The 13,418-nt window shown below is 70.9% G+C and carries 15 protein-coding genes; 10 read left to right on the top strand and 5 right to left on the bottom strand.

Annotation, left to right across the window (positions count from 1 at the left end; translation table 11 throughout):
• Nucleotides 1-216 precede the first annotated feature (216 nt).
• On the bottom strand, nucleotides 217-855 hold the full coding sequence (locus ACIO1C_RS19530; RefSeq protein ID WP_401865045.1) for a PH domain-containing protein: 639 nt from the start codon (nucleotides 853-855) through the stop codon (nucleotides 217-219).
• 129 nt (nucleotides 856-984) lie between these two features.
• Here ACIO1C_RS19530 and deoC point away from each other — a divergent pair, with 129 nt between their 5' ends.
• From deoC to ACIO1C_RS19515, 3 genes are read left to right on the top strand one after another with little or no spacing between them, the layout of a single operon-like run.
• On the top strand, nucleotides 985-1,932 hold the full coding sequence (gene deoC, locus ACIO1C_RS19525) for a deoxyribose-phosphate aldolase (RefSeq protein ID WP_401865110.1): 948 nt from the start codon (nucleotides 985-987) through the stop codon (nucleotides 1,930-1,932).
• Nucleotides 1,933-1,939: 7 nt separating this feature from the next.
• Nucleotides 1,940-3,397: an aldehyde dehydrogenase family protein gene (locus tag ACIO1C_RS19520; protein WP_401865042.1), complete on the top strand. Its 1,458-nt coding sequence runs from the start codon at nucleotides 1,940-1,942 to the stop codon at nucleotides 3,395-3,397.
• A complete protein-coding gene (locus ACIO1C_RS19515; protein ID WP_401865039.1) occupies nucleotides 3,390-4,277 on the top strand; it encodes an aldehyde dehydrogenase family protein in 888 nt (295 codons plus the stop codon). The genes ACIO1C_RS19520 and ACIO1C_RS19515 overlap by 8 nt, the downstream gene beginning before the upstream one ends.
• 89 nt (nucleotides 4,278-4,366) lie before the next feature.
• On the opposite strand, the gene ACIO1C_RS19510 is transcribed toward ACIO1C_RS19515, so the two are convergent.
• A complete protein-coding gene (locus tag ACIO1C_RS19510) occupies nucleotides 4,367-4,771 on the bottom strand; it encodes a hypothetical protein (protein WP_401865036.1) in 405 nt (134 codons plus the stop codon).
• Nucleotides 4,772-4,912: 141 nt separating this feature from the next.
• Here ACIO1C_RS19510 and ACIO1C_RS19505 point away from each other — a divergent pair, with 141 nt between their 5' ends.
• Complete coding sequence (locus tag ACIO1C_RS19505; RefSeq protein WP_401865033.1) at nucleotides 4,913-5,590, top strand: hypothetical protein; 678 nt, start codon at nucleotides 4,913-4,915, stop codon at nucleotides 5,588-5,590.
• 150 nt (nucleotides 5,591-5,740) lie between these two features.
• On the opposite strand, the gene ACIO1C_RS19500 is transcribed toward ACIO1C_RS19505, so the two are convergent.
• Complete coding sequence (locus tag ACIO1C_RS19500; RefSeq protein ID WP_401865030.1) at nucleotides 5,741-6,508, bottom strand: SigE family RNA polymerase sigma factor; 768 nt, start codon at nucleotides 6,506-6,508, stop codon at nucleotides 5,741-5,743.
• A gap of 228 nt (nucleotides 6,509-6,736) precedes the next feature.
• Here ACIO1C_RS19500 and afsQ1 point away from each other — a divergent pair, with 228 nt between their 5' ends.
• The 5 genes from afsQ1 to ACIO1C_RS19475 all read left to right on the top strand — a co-directional run bounded on the left by afsQ1 (nucleotide 6,737) and on the right by ACIO1C_RS19475 (nucleotide 10,756).
• Entirely contained in the window at nucleotides 6,737-7,414 is a 678-nt protein-coding gene (afsQ1, locus tag ACIO1C_RS19495; RefSeq protein ID WP_161312356.1) for a two-component system response regulator AfsQ1, read from the top strand.
• On the top strand, nucleotides 7,312-9,084 hold the full coding sequence (locus ACIO1C_RS19490; protein WP_401865027.1) for an ATP-binding protein: 1,773 nt from the start codon (nucleotides 7,312-7,314) through the stop codon (nucleotides 9,082-9,084). Before afsQ1 ends, ACIO1C_RS19490 begins: the two co-directional genes overlap by 103 nt.
• A gap of 5 nt (nucleotides 9,085-9,089) precedes the next feature.
• Nucleotides 9,090-9,734, top strand: coding sequence for a hypothetical protein (locus ACIO1C_RS19485; protein WP_401865024.1), 645 nt, complete (start codon nucleotides 9,090-9,092; stop codon nucleotides 9,732-9,734).
• Between the two features lie 148 nt (nucleotides 9,735-9,882).
• Nucleotides 9,883-10,458: a VanZ family protein gene (locus ACIO1C_RS19480; protein ID WP_401865022.1), complete on the top strand. Its 576-nt coding sequence runs from the start codon at nucleotides 9,883-9,885 to the stop codon at nucleotides 10,456-10,458.
• A 91-nt stretch (nucleotides 10,459-10,549) separates the two neighbouring features.
• Nucleotides 10,550-10,756, top strand: a complete 207-nt coding sequence (locus ACIO1C_RS19475) for a PspC domain-containing protein (protein ID WP_401865019.1) — start codon at nucleotides 10,550-10,552, stop codon at nucleotides 10,754-10,756.
• A gap of 141 nt (nucleotides 10,757-10,897) precedes the next feature.
• Here the strand turns inward: ACIO1C_RS19475 and ACIO1C_RS19470 are convergent, their stop codons facing one another.
• Nucleotides 10,898-11,212 (bottom strand): ATP-binding protein, encoded by a 315-nt coding sequence (locus ACIO1C_RS19470; RefSeq protein WP_401865016.1) that lies wholly within the window; start codon nucleotides 11,210-11,212, stop codon nucleotides 10,898-10,900.
• Nucleotides 11,213-11,348: 136 nt separating this feature from the next.
• Nucleotides 11,349-12,494: an adenosine deaminase gene (locus ACIO1C_RS19465; protein ID WP_401865013.1), complete on the bottom strand. Its 1,146-nt coding sequence runs from the start codon at nucleotides 12,492-12,494 to the stop codon at nucleotides 11,349-11,351.
• A 241-nt stretch (nucleotides 12,495-12,735) separates the two neighbouring features.
• On the opposite strand from ACIO1C_RS19465, the gene ACIO1C_RS19460 reads away from it, so the two are divergent.
• Nucleotides 12,736-13,416 carry an alpha/beta hydrolase gene (locus tag ACIO1C_RS19460; protein ID WP_401865107.1) on the top strand — a complete coding sequence of 227 codons (681 nt, stop codon included), beginning with the start codon at nucleotides 12,736-12,738 and terminating at the stop codon, nucleotides 13,414-13,416.
• Nucleotides 13,417-13,418 lie beyond the last annotated feature (2 nt).

Here is a 13,418-nt window from a genome sequence, read left to right as displayed (position 1 = left end):
GAACGTAAAGCGTGTTTTGTGTCGCATGGCGACCGTTACGCGATTCGGAGTTGCTGAACGCGACGTAAAACATGCAGTGCAGGACACGGCCCCTGCCCGGCCCCCGGCAACCGGCCCGCGGACAAAAACCGGCCCGCAGCGGGCACAATCAAGCCCGTCCGGCGATTGAGGACAATCAGTAACAGCAACGCCCACCGGGCGAAACGCAGCCGCCCGTCAGCCCGTCGCGAGCAGCACGATCAAGACCACCAGCCCCGCCACCGCAGGGGCAATCACCTCGTACGCCCACCGCGCCACAACCGGCTCCCCCGAAGCCGCGCCCCGCAAACCGCCCCGCTCCGCGAGATCCCGCAGCTCCACGACCGTCTGATCCGCCTGCGCCATCCGCGCCTTCGTGTCGTTCACATCCGCCGTGACGGACGTCATATTGTGCGGATCGTCATGCGCCTGCCGCGACTGCCGCCGCGCCACCCGCTTCCGCTGCCGCAGCGAGACCGGCACCGCCCACAGCTGGTACTTGCCCGCGTCCTCCGTGAACACCTCGCACGAGTACCCGGCCCGGACGTCCCTCACGGCCGCCCAGGGCACCGTGATCAGCCGGAACGGGTTCCTGATCCGGAGCCGGTCCTCGCCCGCGAAGACCGCCGGCCGCAGGGTGAACGCGACGACGAGCGGCACCACCAGCAGCAGCCCCGCCAGCGCGAGCCACGGCGTGCGGCCCGTGCCGTTGATGAGCGCGTCGCCGCCGAGCCAGACGGAGAGCAGGAGCAGCATCACCCCGCCCGCGATCCCGCCCGAGGACCGGTAGACACGGTCGGCGTAGGTCGGCTCGGAGGGCTGGTCGGTACTCGTCATACCTTCGATTCTGCCGTACGTCCTGAAAAGCGTGGCCAGGCCACGGTCACATCTAGGGAACGCTCCCCTCCGGACGCCGACGGACGCTGTACACACCGCTACGCGCGTAGATATGCTCCTCTGGTGAGCATGCCCACCACCACCCACGAATTCGCCGACGCGACCGCGTCCGACAGCACACTGCGACGGTTCCTCCACGGACTACCCGGCGTCGACGCCGTGGGCCTGGAGGCGCGCGCCGCGTCGCTCGGTACGCGTTCGATCAAGACCACGGCCAAGGCGTACGCCATCGATCTGGCCATCTCCATGATCGACCTGACGACGCTGGAAGGCGCGGACACCCCGGGCAAGGTCCGGGCGCTCGCCGCCAAGGCGCTCCGGCCCGACCCGACCGACCGCACCGCGCCCGCCACAGCCGCGCTGTGCGTCTATCCGGACATGGCCGCGACAGCGGTCGCCGCGCTCGCGGGTTCGGGCGTGAAGGTCGCCTCCGTCGCCACCGCCTTCCCGGCCGGCCGCGCCTCGCTGAGCGTGAAGCTCGCGGACACCCGGGACGCCGTGGACGCGGGAGCCGACGAGATCGACATGGTCATCGATCGCGGCGCGTTCCTCGCGGGCCACTACCTCAAGGTGTACGAGGAGATCCGCGCCGTGAAGGAGGCCGCGGGCGCCGCCCGCCTCAAGGTCATCTTCGAGACCGGCGAGCTGTCCACGTACGACAACATCCGCCGCGCCTCCTGGCTCGGGATGATCGCCGGCGCGGACTTCATCAAGACGTCGACCGGCAAGGTCGGGGTCAACGCCACCCCGGCGAACACGCTGTTGATGCTGGAGGCCGTCCGGGACTTCCGGGAGCGGACCGGGGTACAGATCGGCGTGAAGCCGGCGGGCGGGATCCGCACCAGCAAGGACGCGATCAAGTTCCTGGTGCTGGTGAACGAGACCGCCGGTGAGGACTGGCTGGACAACCACTGGTTCCGCTTCGGCGCGTCCAGTCTGCTGAACGACCTGCTGATGCAGCGTCAGAAGCTCAGCACCGGCCGGTACTCCGGCCCCGATTACGTCACGGTGGACTGAGGCAGAGATGGCATCCAAGAACGTGGCATCCACGAACGCATTCGCATACGCGCCCGCACCGGAGTCGCGCTCCGTCGTCGACATCGCGCCGAGCTACGGCCTGTTCATCGACGGCGAGTTCACCGACGCGGCCGGCGGCAAGGTCTTCAAGACGGTCAGCCCGTCCACCGAGGAAGTGCTCTCCGAGGTCGCCCAGGCGGGGGCCGAGGACGTGGACCGGGCCGTCCGGGCGGCCCGCAAGGCCTTCGAGAAGTGGTCGGTGCTGCCGGGCGCCGAGCGCGCCAAGTACCTGTTCCGTATCGCCAGGATCATCCAGGAGCGCTCGCGCGAACTGGCCGTCCTGGAGACGCTCGACAACGGCAAGCCCATCAAGGAGACACGCGACTTCGACCTCCCGATGGTCGCCGCGCACTTCTTCTACTACGCGGGCTGGGCGGACAAGCTCGGGCACGCGGGGTACGGGGCGGATCCGCGCCCGCTCGGGGTGGCCGGGCAGATCATTCCCTGGAACTTCCCGCTGATGATGCTCGCGTGGAAGATCGCCCCGGCGCTCGCCACCGGCAACACCGTGGTCCTCAAGCCCGCCGAGACCACACCCCTGTCGGCCCTCTTCTTCGCGGACATCTGCCGCCAGGCGGGGCTGCCCAAGGGCGTCGTGAACATCATCACCGGGGACGGCTCGACCGGCGCGGAGCTGGTGGCGCACCCGGACGTGAACAAGATCGCCTTCACCGGCTCGACGGGGGTCGGCAAGGCCATCGCCCGGCAGCTGGCCGGTACGGACAAGAAGGTCACGCTCGAACTGGGCGGCAAGGGCGCGAACATCGTCTTCGACGACGCGCCGGTCGACCAGGCCGTCGAGGGGATCGTCACCGGCATCTTCTTCAACCAGGGCCAGGTGTGCTGCGCCGGATCGCGGCTCCTCGTCCAGGAGTCGGTCCACGACGAGGTGCTGGACGCGCTCAAGCGCCGCCTGTCGTCGCTGCGGATCGGTGACCCGCTGGACAAGAACACGGACCTCGGCGCGATCAACTCCGCCGAACAGCTGGCCCGTATCCACGCGTTGGCGGAGACGGGTGAGGCGGAGGGCGCGGAGCGCTGGTCGCCCGCGTGCGAACTCCCCACCTCCGGCTACTGGTTCGCCCCCACGCTCTTCACGAACGTCACCCAGGCGCACACCGTCGCGCGGGACGAGATCTTCGGCCCGGTGCTGTCCGTGCTGACGTTCCGCACGCCCGAGGAGGCCGTGGCCAAGGCGAACAACAGCCAGTACGGCCTGTCCGCGGGCATCTGGACGGAGAAGGGCTCGCGCATCCTCGCGGTCGCGGGCAAGCTCCGGGCGGGCGTCGTCTGGGCCAACACGTTCAACAAGTTCGACCCGACCTCGCCCTTCGGCGGCTACAAGGAATCGGGTCACGGCCGCGAGGGCGGCCGCCACGGCCTGGAGGCATACCTCGATGTCTGACGAGCGACTGTCCGTCCTCAAGACCTACAAGCTGTACGTCGGGGGCGCGTTCCCCCGCAGCGAGAGCGGCCGGGTGTACGAAGTGACGGACTCCAAGGGCACGTGGCTGGCGAACGCCCCCCGGTCGTCGCGCAAGGACGCGCGGGACGCGGTGGTCGCGGCCCGCAAGGCGTTCGGCGGCTGGTCGGGCGCGACCGCGTACAACCGGGGCCAGGTCCTCTACCGCGTCGCCGAGATGCTGGAGGGCCGCCGGGGCCAGTTCGCCCAGGAGGTCGCCGCGTCGGAGGGCGTCTCCCGGTCGAAGGCGGCGGCGCTCGTCGACGCCACGATCGACCGCTGGGTCTGGTACGCGGGCTGGACCGACAAGATCGCCCAGGTCGTGGGCGGCGCGAACCCGGTCGCGGGGCCGTACTTCAACCTCTCCACCCCGGAGCCGACCGGTGTCGTGACGGTCCTGGCGCCCCAGACGTCGTCCTTCCTGGGCCTGGTCTCGGTCCTCGCCCCGGTGATCGCGACCGGCAACACGGCAGTTGTCGTGGCGAGCGAGGCCTCCCCGCTCCCCGCGCTGTCCCTGGGCGAGGTGCTGGCCACCTCCGACGTACCGGGTGGCGTGGTCAACATCCTGTCCGGCGGTACGGCGGAGATCGCGACCCCGCTGGCCGCGCACCAGGACGTCAACGGCATCGACCTGACGGGCGCGGACGAGGCCCTGGCCAAGGAACTGGAGATCGCGGCGGCGGACAACGTCAAGCGCGTCCTGCGCCGCCGCACCGACGACTGGACGGCCGACCCCGGCACGCGCCGCCTGACGGCGTTCCTGGAGACAAAGACGGTCTGGCACCCCACCGGCAAACTGGGCACCTCGGGCGCGTCGTACTGACCCGCGTGGCGCCGACAGGCCCCTCTTGTACCTGACTGTGCCCGCCGTTCCGTCGAACGGCGGGCACAGTCCTGTACGCCCCTGCCCGCTCAGCCCGTCAGCAGCCCCGTCACCGCGCCCGCCACCGGCAGGTCCTTGATCGCTCCGCCGCTGGTGACCGGGGCCGTCAGGCGGGCCGTCGAGACCGGCTTGAAGTCGGCGATCTGGGTGCCCACCGCGTTGTCCAGCGGGTCCACGCCCGTGCCCGCCAGCGGGTTCAACTTGAGGCTGGTGAGCGGGGCGGCCGTATGCGTCAGGGCCCCCGTGAGGCCCGCCGCGGCCGCCGACCCGGCCGCCGCCAGCGGGGTGTCGTCCGAGGCGGCCACGGGCGCCGCCGCCGGTGCCGCGTCGGCCGCCGCGCCCGCCAGGCCGAGGGCCGCGCCGGCCGCCGTGACGGTCAGACCGGCGCGCAGCAGAGCGCGGCGCGGAGAGGTGTGGGCTGCGTGACGTGCCATGGGGATTCCTGCCTGGCCGAGTGGTGTACGTAATCGGAATGACACGTAGCGTAGTTGACCGGCCCTCTCCGACACCAACAATTCATCCCGAACCCTCCCCGGGGATCCTCTCCGTCGGTCCATGCGCCAGACTGGTGTCCCGTGAGCCCCCAACCGCACCCGACCCGGGTCGTGCTGCTCGCCGGCCCCTCCGGCTCCGGCAAGTCGTCCCTCGCCGCCCGTACGGGACTGCCCGTGCTGCGTCTCGACGACTTCTACAAGGAGGGCGTCGACCCGACGCTCCCGCTGGTCCCCGGCAGTACGGACATCGACTGGGACTCGCCCCTGTCCTGGGACGCGGACGCCGCTGTCGCGGCGATCGTGGAGCTGTGCCGTACGGGCCGTACGACCGTCCCCGTCTATTCGATCGCGACCAGCTCACGCGAGGACACGGAGGCGTTCGGCCTCGGGCAAGCGCCGGTGTTCGTCGCGGAGGGCATCTTCGCCGCCGACATCGTCGCCCGCTGCGGCGAGCTGGGCGTCCTGGCGGACGCGCTCTGCCTGCGGGGCCGCCCCTCGACCACGTACCGCCGCCGTCTGCTGCGCGACCTGCGCGAGGGGCGCAAGTCGGTCCCGTTCCTGCTGCGCCGGGGCTGGCGCCTGATGCGCGCGGAACGCGGCATCGTGGCCCGCCAGGCGGCCCTGGGCGCCCACCCGTGCGCGAAGGCGGAGGCGCTGAGCCGTATCGAAGCCGCCGTCACGATGGGGGCGGTGGCCCTCCCGTCACCGGTGACCGCACCCGCCAGGACCACGGCCGCCCCCACCGCCGGCGGCCGTTGAGCACCCCGTACGCCTAGGCACGTCGAAGCACGACGAAGCGGCTCGTACAGGACCCCCCGGACCTGTACGAGCCGCTTCGCCTTTCCCCGTGCTTCCCCCCACTCCCCGCCGTCTCCCCCGAGACGACGGGCCCCGCTCCCCCTACTGCCCTCAGGCGACCAGCTCGCCGAAGGACTCTTCCTCGTCACGGCCGAAGCTGAGGACCTGGTCCTCGCGCAGCCGGCGGAGTGACCGCCAGATGCTCGACTTCACCGTGCCGACACTGATGTCGAGGATGTCCGCGATCTCGGGATCGGTACGGCCCTCGTAGTAACGCAGCACGAGCATCGTGCGCTGGGTCTCGGGGAGGCGGGAGAGCGCCTGCCAGAGGACCGCGCGCAGTTCCGTGCCGCGCATCGCGTCGGATTCGCCCACCGTCTCCGGCAGCTCCTCCGTCGGGTATTCGTTGAGCTTGCGCCTGCGCCAGGCGCTGATGTGCAGGTTGGTCATCGTGCGGCGGAGGTAGCCCCCGACCGCCGCCTTGTCGCTGATCCTGTCCCAGGCGCGGTACGTGGAGAACAGCGCGCTCTGGAGCAGGTCCTCGGCCTCGAAGCGGTCGCCGGTCAGGTGGTAGGCGGTGGCGTACAGGGAGGCGCGGCGCTCCTGGACGTAGGCGGTGAACGCGGCTTCCGCGTTCTCCTTCTCCGTCGGGACCCGTTCCCCCGTGCCCTCCCCGTACGCCGTTCCCCCGTCGCCCGAACCCCCGTTGACGCCCTCGACCACGTCGATCAGCGTCATGTAGGACGAGGTCTTGACCTGACGCCCGGCGCCGCGCACGCACCCCCGCCCGTTCACGGCGCCGGACTTCTCGGTGCTCCGCGTGACGTCGTGGAGACGCGTGACAACTGCGCTTGAGGTGGTGCCGTGCAGTGCGTTCATCTCGCGCCCCCCGTCGGTTGGAGTCTGTTCTTTTCCCTGTGCCAATGAGATTGCCGGGGCAGTTTCATGGACCTGTCCGCCGACTGTCACAGGCCTGTCACAGGGGTCGTGGAGCACCGGTGAAGTACCGGTCGAAGTGCCGGTGGAAGCACCGGTAAAAGAGGGCCGGAACAGTGGGAGCGCTCCAACTGTCGAACTCCGGTCCCCCCATGGGACAGAATGACCTCCGTGCCTTTCCTGCTGCTGATCGAGGACGACGACGCCATCCGCACGGCCCTCGAACTCTCGTTGTCACGCCAGGGCCACCGTGTGGCCACCGCGGCGACGGGAGAGGACGGCCTGAAGCTGCTGCGCGAGCAGCGCCCGGACCTGATCGTGCTGGATGTGATGCTGCCCGGGATCGACGGTTTCGAGGTGTGCCGTCGCATCAGGCGCACCGACCAGTTGCCGATCATCCTGCTGACCGCGCGCAACGACGACATCGACGTGGTCGTCGGGCTGGAGTCCGGCGCGGACGACTACGTGGTGAAGCCGGTGCAGGGGCGGGTGCTGGACGCCCGGATCCGCGCGGTGCTGCGGCGCGGGGAGCGTGAGTCGACCGATTCCGCGTCGTTCGGCTCCCTGGTGATCGACCGGTCGGCGATGACGGTCACGAAGAACGGTGAGGATCTCCAGCTCACGCCGACGGAGCTGCGGCTCCTGCTGGAGCTGAGCCGCCGGCCGGGGCAGGCGCTGTCGCGGCAGCAGCTGCTGCGGCTGGTATGGGAGCACGACTACCTGGGCGACTCGCGTCTCGTGGACGCGTGTGTGCAGCGGCTGCGGGCGAAGGTGGAGGACGTACCGTCCTCGCCGACGCTGATCCGTACGGTACGTGGTGTGGGCTACCGGCTGGACGCCCCTTCGTGAGTGGCGTGGCGGTGGGGCACGGCCCGGACGGCGGTCCGGTGGGTGACGGCGTGCGTGACGGCACAGGCGCTGGTACGGCGGACGACGGCGCGATAGAAGGCCGCCCGCCCGAGAGCCGGGTCGCGCGCGGCAGTGCCGCGAAGAAGGCGATCATGGCCAGTCTGCGCTGGACCAGCCTGCGGCTGCGGCTCGTCGTCGTCTTCGGCGCGGTCGCGCTGACCGCTGCGGTGTCCGCGTCGGGCATCGCGTACTGGCTCAACCGCGAGGCGGTCCTGACCAGGACGCAGGACGCGGCCCTGACGGACTTCCAACAGGAGATGCAGAACCTCGCGGCGGACCTGCCGCTGCGGCCGCAGCAGAGCGAGCTCCAGAGCACCGCCGAGCAGATGGCGGGCGACAGCCCCGGGTACAGCGTCCTGCTGATCGGCGAGCGTGCGGAGGGGAAGCCGATCGCGGGCGCCTCCGATCGCGACACCTTCACGCTGGACGACGTACCGGCCTCGTTGCAGAACGCGGTGAACCGGCAGCAGAAGGTGACGTCGGGGAACAAGTACCCCTTCCACCTCTTCTGGCAGCGCACGGAGCGCCACGGGACGCCGTACCTGGTGGGCGGTACGCGCGTGATCGGCGGCGGCCCGACCGGCTATATGTACAAGTCCCTGGACCAGGAGCGGGCCGACCTCAACTCGCTCGCCTGGTCGCTGGGGATCGCCACCGCCCTGGCCCTGGTCGGTTCCGCGCTGCTCGCGCAGGCCGCCGCCACGACCGTACTCAAGCCCGTGCAGCGGCTGGGCGAGGCGGCGCGGCAGCTCGGTGAGGGCAAGTTCGCGACCCGGCTGCGGGTGTCGGGGACGGATGAGCTGGCGGAGCTGTCGCGTACGTTCAACAACGCCGCGGAGTCGTTGCAGAAGAAGGTCGCGGACATGAGCGCGCGGGAGGAGTCCAGCCGCCGCTTCGTCGCGGACATGTCGCACGAACTGCGCACTCCGCTCACGGCGCTGACCGCCGTGGCGGAGGTCCTGGAGGAGGAGGCGGACAGCCTCGACCCGATGATCGCGCCGGCCGTGACGCTGGTGGTGAGCGAGACGCGCAGGCTGAACGTGCTGGTGGAGAACCTGATGGAGGTCACCCGCTTTGACGCGGGGACGGCCCGGCTCGTCCTGGACGACGTGGACGTCGCCGACCAGGTGACGGCCTGCATCGACTTGCGGGCCTGGCTGGACGCGGTGGATCTGGACGCGGAGCGCGGCATGGTGGCGCGGCTGGATCCGCGCCGGCTCGACGTGATCCTGGCGAATCTGATCGGCAACGCGCTCAAGCACGGCGGTTCGCCGGTGCGGGTGGCGGTGCGGACGGAGGGCGAGGAGCTGGTGATCGAGGTACGGGACCACGGGCCCGGCATCCCCGAGGACGTCCTGCCGCACGTCTTCGACCGGTTCTACAAGGCGAGCGCGTCCCGGCCGCGCTCGGAGGGCAGCGGGCTGGGGCTGTCGATCGCGAGGGAGAACGCCCATATCCACGGCGGCGACATCACGGCGGCGAATGTGCCGGACGGCGGCGCGATGTTTGTGCTGCGGCTGCCCCGGGACGGCTCCAGGACCGCGGACGCGGACCGGGACCGGGATCGGGACCTCGGTCGGGAAACGGGAGAGGAAGGCGACGTACGGTGACACGGGTGACACGGGTGACACGGGTGAGCCGGACGGGCCGTACGGGCGGGGTGCTGGCGGGGGTGCTCGCGCTGGCGTTCTGCGCCACGGCGTGCGGGATCAGGACCACGTCGGTGCCGGTGGACGCCGGGCCCGCGCCCTCGCGGATGCCGTGCGAGGTGCCGCGGAAGGACGTGGTCACGCAGACCACACCGGGGCTGTCGGTGCGTGTGTATCTGGAGTGCTCGTCCGAGCTGGCGTCGGTGGAGCGCGCCGCGCGGATCCAGGACGGGAAAGACAACAAGAACGCCGACAACCGCGCGCGGCTCGCGCAGGTGCTGCTGGACGAACTCCAGGCGCGGCCGTCGGCCGCCGAGCGTGAGGCCGGTTTCACCACGGAGGTGCGGGGGCCGCTCGCCGTCTCCCCGGGGCGCTCCGCCGACCCCGCGGGCACGCTGCGGCTGAGCCGCCAGCCGGAGGACCTGCCGGCGGCCGCGCTCGCGCAGATCGTCTGTACGTTCGCGGAGAGCGCGGCGACGGACGGGAAGGTCGTGCTGGGCGGTCCCGGCGACTATCCGCCGCGCGCGTACGTGTGCGCGGAGGAGACGAAGAACCGGCCGGACTCGTCCGTACCGACCCTCGGCCCGGTCACCGCGTCTCCGTCCTCCTAGGAGGAGGGCCCCGGAGAGTCCGTCTACGGACCGTCCCTCGTCCTAGGACGGACAGTCATCGGATCGGGTCCGGGTGATCCGGGTCTCACCCCGTTGTTCCCGTGTACGGAGCGGAACCGATCGTCCCGGGCGTGGCGTCTTGGGATGCGTGCGCCAAGGCCCGGACGGCAGTGCCGTCATCCGTATCCGTACGGCGGGGCTCGTTCTCCTCGTCACGCATCTGTTGGTCGTGGCGTGGCTGACGCTCCGCCCGCTCGATGTCATGTGGGTCACCGCGGCGAACCTGCGACCCTTCGCGGGTATCAGGGCGGATCTCGCGCTCGGTCCCGTCGAGGCGTTCCGCCGCATCGGCGAGGGACTGCTCCTGCTGGCCCCGCTCGGGGTGCTGCTGCCGGTGGCGGGCGGCCGGCTGGCCGTCTCCCCGTGGGCCTCGCTGGCCCGTACGGTCGCGGCGGGCGCGCTGATCTCGCTGGCGATCGAGCTGCTCCAGACCGGGGTGCCCGGTCAGGTGGTCGACGTGGACTCCCTGCTGCTGAACACGACCGGGGTGGCCCTCGCGCATCTGGCGGTCGTTCCGGCGACCCGGTCCCGGATGCGCCGCAGGAGGCGCCCCCACCCCACCCGTACCCCCTCGTCACGGGGGGATGACCAGGTGCCCCTCCCGTGGGAGGAGGCGTCTCAGGGGGCGACCCCGACGATTCCCAGGGTCGGCGTGGCCCCGTAGAGCGAGGCGCGGAACCCGTCTCCGGCGCACCATGGAGAGAAGGGGAGCTGCGACGGACAGACTCCCGAACGGTCTCGTGAAGGAGCTCATCATGGCCGCATTGGTCCGCCCCCGAGAGGGACGCATGATCGGTGGAGTGTGCGCGGCGCTGGCTCAGCGCTTCGGCACCTCCGCGACCACGATGCGTGTGATCTTCGTGGTCTCGTGCCTGCTGCCGGGTCCCCAGTTCTTGCTGTACCTGGCGCTGTGGGTGCTTCTGCCCGGCGAGAAGCAGGCCAAGACGACAACTGCCTGGTAGACGACCGCCCGGTGACGGGCGCCCGGCGGAGAAGGTCCTCCGCCGGCAGGCGGGAAGGGGCGCACACCCCGATCGACGGGGGTGCGCCCCTTTCGCGTACGCGGACTCCGAGGGGGCTTCAGCCTCCCGGGGGGCTCAGCCTCAGATCGCGGCGCCCTTGACCGGGAGACCGCCGAGGAGACCCGCGGCCGGGCCCGCCTGGATCGCCCCGAGGGCCACCGGAGCCGTCTGCTGGATGGTGGTGAGAGCGCTGCGGCCCGCGAGGAGCGCGCCGTCGACGCCCATGGGGAGCTGCTCGGCGATGTCCTCCGACGGAAGCGTCTGGGAGACGAGGTCCAGCGCGCCGCCGGCGTCGGGCACGGAGGGCGCGGCGGAGGCACTGCCCGCGGCGGCGGTGACGGCGAAGGCGGCACCGAGGGCGGCGACACCGAGAGTCTTGACAGCGGACTGCTTCATCTGGGTTTTCGTCCTTGGGGAAGGGGGAATGTGAGCGGCTCTGCAAGGTAGCCAGCGCGCGCGTCGCCCGCAAACACCGGAGCACCACCGGAATTCTGTGTTCCCGGTGGCGCCCCGATCCCCGTACTCCCGTGAATCAGACCGAGGACTCGCTGGTCACAGCCGTCTGCCTGAACAGCCATTCGGATTTCAACTCGGCGTATCCGGGCTTGATCACGTCGTTGATCATGGCCAGTCGTTCATCGAAAGGAATGAATGCTGATTTCATCGCATTGACTGTGAACCATTGCATGTCGTCGAGCGCGTAGTCGAACGCGTCGACCAGCAGCTCGAATTCACGGCTCATGCTCGTGCCGCTCATCAGACGGTTGTCCGTGTTGACCGTCGCGCGGAAATGCAGCTTCCGCAGCAGGCCGATGGGGTGCTCGGCGATCGAGGGGGCGGCGCCCGTCTGGAGGTTGGAGCTGGGGCACAGCTCCAGCGGGATCCGCTTGTCGCGTACGTACGCGGCGAGACGGCCGAGGGTCACCGCGCCGTCCTCGGCGACGTCGATGTCGTCGATGATCCGCACCCCGTGGCCGAGGCGGTCGGCGCCGCACCACTGGAGGGCCTGCCAGATGGACGGCAGCCCGAAGGCCTCGCCCGCGTGGATCGTGAAGTGGTTGTTCTCCCGCTTCAGGTACTCGAAGGCGTCGAGGTGGCGGGTGGGCGGGAAGCCCGCCTCGGCGCCGGCGATGTCGAAGCCGACGACGCCCGAGTCGCGGTAGCCGTTGGCGAGTTCGGCGATCTCCAGGGCGCGGGCCGCGTGGCGCATGGCGGTGAGCAGGGCGCCGATGCGGATGCGGTGGCCGTTCTCGCGGGCGCGCCGCTCGCCTTCCCGGAAGCCCGTGTTGACGGCCTCGACGACCTCTTCGAGGGTGAGGCCGCCTTCCAGGTGCTGCTCGGGGGCGTAGCGGACCTCCGCGTACACCACGCCGTCCTCGGCCAGGTCCTCCGCGCACTCGGCGGCGACCCGCACGAGCGCGTCACGGGTCTGCATGACGGCGCAGGTGTGGGCGAAGGTCTCCAGATAGCGCTCCAGCGAACCCGAGTCGGCGGCCTCGCGGAACCAGAGGCCGAGCTTGTCGGACTCGTTCTCGGGCAGCGACGTGTACCCCACCTCGCGGGCGAGGTCGATGATCGTGCCGGGGCGCAGCCCGCCGTCCAGATGGTCGTGGAGAAGGACCTTGGGGGCGCGGCGGATCTGGTCGGCTGTGGGCGGACGGAAGGTCTGGCTCGTCATCCCCGCACTCTAGCGCCTACGCGCGTAGATCACGGGGGGTCGATACGTAACAGTGACCGTGCGGACGGGTGGAGTACACCTGTCCTTCTGAGACTGTTCTGTTATGGGACAGCGGGTGGTTCCCGGGCCGGGGGAGCGCATGGCGGGTGGGGACGGGCAGGGGCGGTCGGGTCGCGGGGAGCCGCACGCGCGGCTGGGGCGGGCCGTACTGCCGCCGCCCACGGGATCGGCGACGGGCGGGGTGGTGCTTGTCCTGCCCGAGGGGGACGCGGTCTCGCTCCGGCGGCCTTCCCTCGTGTCGCACACGGGGGTGCTGTCGCTCGCGCGGTCGCTGGCCAGGTCGGGGGTGGGCGAGGGGCTGGTGGTGCATGTCGTGCGGTACGGCCTGCGCGGCTGGAACGGTGTGGACGCGCGGCTCGCGGCGGACGCCCGCTGGGCGGCGGACGAGGTCCTGCGCCGGTACGGCGACGTGCCGGTGTGCCTCGTCGGACACGGCATGGGCGGCCGGGCGGCGCTGCGGGCCGCCGGTCATCCGGCGGTCAACTCGGTGCTGGCGATGGCGCCCTGGCTGCCCGAGGACGACGTGGCGGGTGAACAGGAGCCGGTACGGCAGCTCGTGGGACGCCAGGTGCTGATCATGCACGGCACGAACGACGCGCGGACCGATCCCGAGCTTTCCTACCGGCTGGCCGAGCGGGCCAAGAAGACCAATCGCGACACGTGCCGCTTCGAGGTCCACTCGGACGGCCACGCGCTGCGCCAGCACCACGGCGAAGTCCTGGCCCTGGCCACGGACTTCGTCCTGGGCGCGCTGCTGTCGCGCACCTACTCCCGCCCGGTCGCGGACGCGCTGGCGGCTCCGCCGCCGCTGGGCCTGCGGATGCCGCTGGCGGCGGGGTTCGGGCGGTCGTTACGGCGGTAGGG

Source organism: Streptomyces sp. NPDC087420 (assembly GCF_044744165.1).
Lineage (GTDB): Bacteria > Actinomycetota > Actinomycetes > Streptomycetales > Streptomycetaceae > Streptomyces.
The sequence above is the reverse complement of the archived record's forward strand: the minus strand, read 5'-3'. Positions and strand labels throughout refer to the sequence as shown.

Excerpts from the sequence above, each read along its gene's own strand:
- ACIO1C_RS19530 (WP_401865045.1), bottom strand. The coding sequence starts at position 855 with ATGACGAGTACCGACCAGCCCTCCGAGCCGACCTACGCCGACCGTGTC.
- deoC (WP_401865110.1), top strand. The coding sequence starts at position 985 with ATGCCCACCACCACCCACGAATTCGCCGACGCGACCGCGTCCGACAGC.
- ACIO1C_RS19520 (WP_401865042.1), top strand. The coding sequence starts at position 1,940 with ATGGCATCCAAGAACGTGGCATCCACGAACGCATTCGCATACGCGCCC.
- ACIO1C_RS19515 (WP_401865039.1), top strand. The coding sequence starts at position 3,390 with ATGTCTGACGAGCGACTGTCCGTCCTCAAGACCTACAAGCTGTACGTC.
- ACIO1C_RS19510 (WP_401865036.1), bottom strand. The coding sequence starts at position 4,771 with ATGGCACGTCACGCAGCCCACACCTCTCCGCGCCGCGCTCTGCTGCGC.
- ACIO1C_RS19500 (WP_401865030.1), bottom strand. The coding sequence starts at position 6,508 with ATGAACGCACTGCACGGCACCACCTCAAGCGCAGTTGTCACGCGTCTC.
- ACIO1C_RS19475 (WP_401865019.1), top strand. The coding sequence starts at position 10,550 with ATGGCCGCATTGGTCCGCCCCCGAGAGGGACGCATGATCGGTGGAGTG.
- ACIO1C_RS19470 (WP_401865016.1), bottom strand. The coding sequence starts at position 11,212 with ATGAAGCAGTCCGCTGTCAAGACTCTCGGTGTCGCCGCCCTCGGTGCC.
- ACIO1C_RS19465 (WP_401865013.1), bottom strand. The coding sequence starts at position 12,494 with ATGACGAGCCAGACCTTCCGTCCGCCCACAGCCGACCAGATCCGCCGC.